3 protein-coding genes are annotated in these 1,459 nt (G+C 73.9%); all 3 read right to left on the bottom strand.

The genetic code is table 11. The features are described from left to right. The coding region (locus tag DQW85_RS23065) for a hypothetical protein (RefSeq protein WP_205315341.1) at nt 1–205 on the bottom strand (205 nt) is incomplete at its 3' end. Nucleotides 206–298: 93 nt separating this feature from the next. Continuing rightward, on the bottom strand, nt 299–961 hold the full coding sequence (locus DQW85_RS23060) for a response regulator (RefSeq protein WP_113702210.1): 663 nt from the start codon (nt 959–961) through the stop codon (nt 299–301). A gap of 79 nt (nt 962–1,040) precedes the next feature. Then, the coding region (locus DQW85_RS23055) for a sensor histidine kinase (RefSeq protein ID WP_240197366.1) at nt 1,041–1,459 on the bottom strand (419 nt) is incomplete at its 5' end.

Raw genomic sequence — 1,459 nt, 5'->3', positions numbered from 1 at the left:
CGGCGGGCGGGTTCTGCGCGCCGGGGCTCTGGTCGCCGCCGCCAGGGGCGGGGCGGGCCTCCGGCTGGGCGGGGCCGCCGAAGATGTCGAGGGAGACGCCCGGGGGCAGGCCCTCGATCCGTGGCTTCCTGCTGGTGCCGGACGTGGGCAGGGGCACCGAGGCGAAGGGATCGGTCGGTGAGTCGATCGGCTTGGCGTTACCCACGCCTCAATCTCCTCCCGCTCCGCAGCCAGACCCTCAGGCAACAGTAAGGCACGTGCATCCAGATATGTCACGGAATACGGCTACGGAAGGGTGTCAACCTAGCCACCGGTAGCGATGTTCGGGGCGGCCGGCGGTGCCGTACCGGGGTCTGAGCTCGGCCCGGCCCGCCACGCAGAGATACTCCAGGTAGCGGCGGGCGCTGACGCGGGACAGGCCCGCGAGCTCCGCCGCCTCGGCGGCCGACAGGTCGCGGCCCGCGTCGCGCAGCGTGTCGGCGACAAGCGCGCACGTCGTCGCCGACAGCCCCTTGGGCAGCGCCGCCGCCGAGCTGGGCGTGCCGAAGAGCCGGTCGAGGTCGTCCTGGCGGGCCTCGGGACCGATGGCGGTGAGCTGCCTGCGGGTGTCGGCGTACTGCTGGAGCCGCTCGGCCAGGGCGGTGGCGGTGAACGGCTTGATCAGGTAGTTGACCGCGCCGCGGCGCATCGCCTCCCTGACCGTCGGCACGTCGCGGGCCGCGCTGATGACGAGCACGTCGACGTCGTGCAGCTCCTTGAGGACGTCAAGTCCCGACATGTCGGGCAGGTAGATGTCGAGCAGCACGATGTCCGGCTGGTGCTCGGCCGCCGCGGCGAGCGCGTCGGCGCCGTTGTGCGCGGTGCCGACCACCTCGAAGCCCGGCACGCGGGCGACGTAGCCGCTGTGGATGCGCGCGACCATGAAGTCGTCGTCCACGACCAGCACGCGGATCCCGCTCATCGCACCGCCGTCCCGCCCGACTCCCAGGCCACCACCCGAGCCGCCCGCCAAGTCTCCCGGGCCACCATCCGAGGCGTCGTCATCGTGCCGCCGTCTCGACCGGCGGAGGCAGCAGGGCGGTGAAGACCGCGCCGTTGTCGTTGCGCACCTTCACCCAGCCGCCCCTGCGCAGGCACGCCTGCCTGGTCAGGGCGAGGCCCAGCCCGCGGGGCCCCGACTGCGCCGCCTTGGTGGTGAACCCCTCCCTGAAGACCTCCTCGACCAGCTCGGGCGTGATGCCGGGGCCCGAGTCGCCGACCCGCACGTGCAGGCCGTCCGCGCCGGCGCGTACCGACACCTCGATGGTGCCGGCCGCGCCGTCGAGCGCGTCGATCGCGTTGGCCACCAGGTTGCCGACCACCAGGACGGCGTCCTGCGGGTCGCCGAGCGCGCCCTCGGGCACCGCCGAGTCCGCCGCCAGCACCAGGCGGGCGCCGCGCTCGGCCGCCTCCGCCGACT

It is taken from the genome of Nonomuraea lactucae, from assembly GCF_003313395.1.
GTDB lineage: Bacteria > Actinomycetota > Actinomycetes > Streptosporangiales > Streptosporangiaceae > Nonomuraea > Nonomuraea lactucae.
Note: the sequence above shows the minus strand (reverse complement) of the source record. Positions and strands in the feature narration are given on the sequence as shown.

Excerpts from the sequence above, each read along its gene's own strand:
- DQW85_RS23060 (WP_113702210.1), bottom strand. The coding sequence starts at position 961 with ATGAGCGGGATCCGCGTGCTGGTCGTGGACGACGACTTCATGGTCGCG.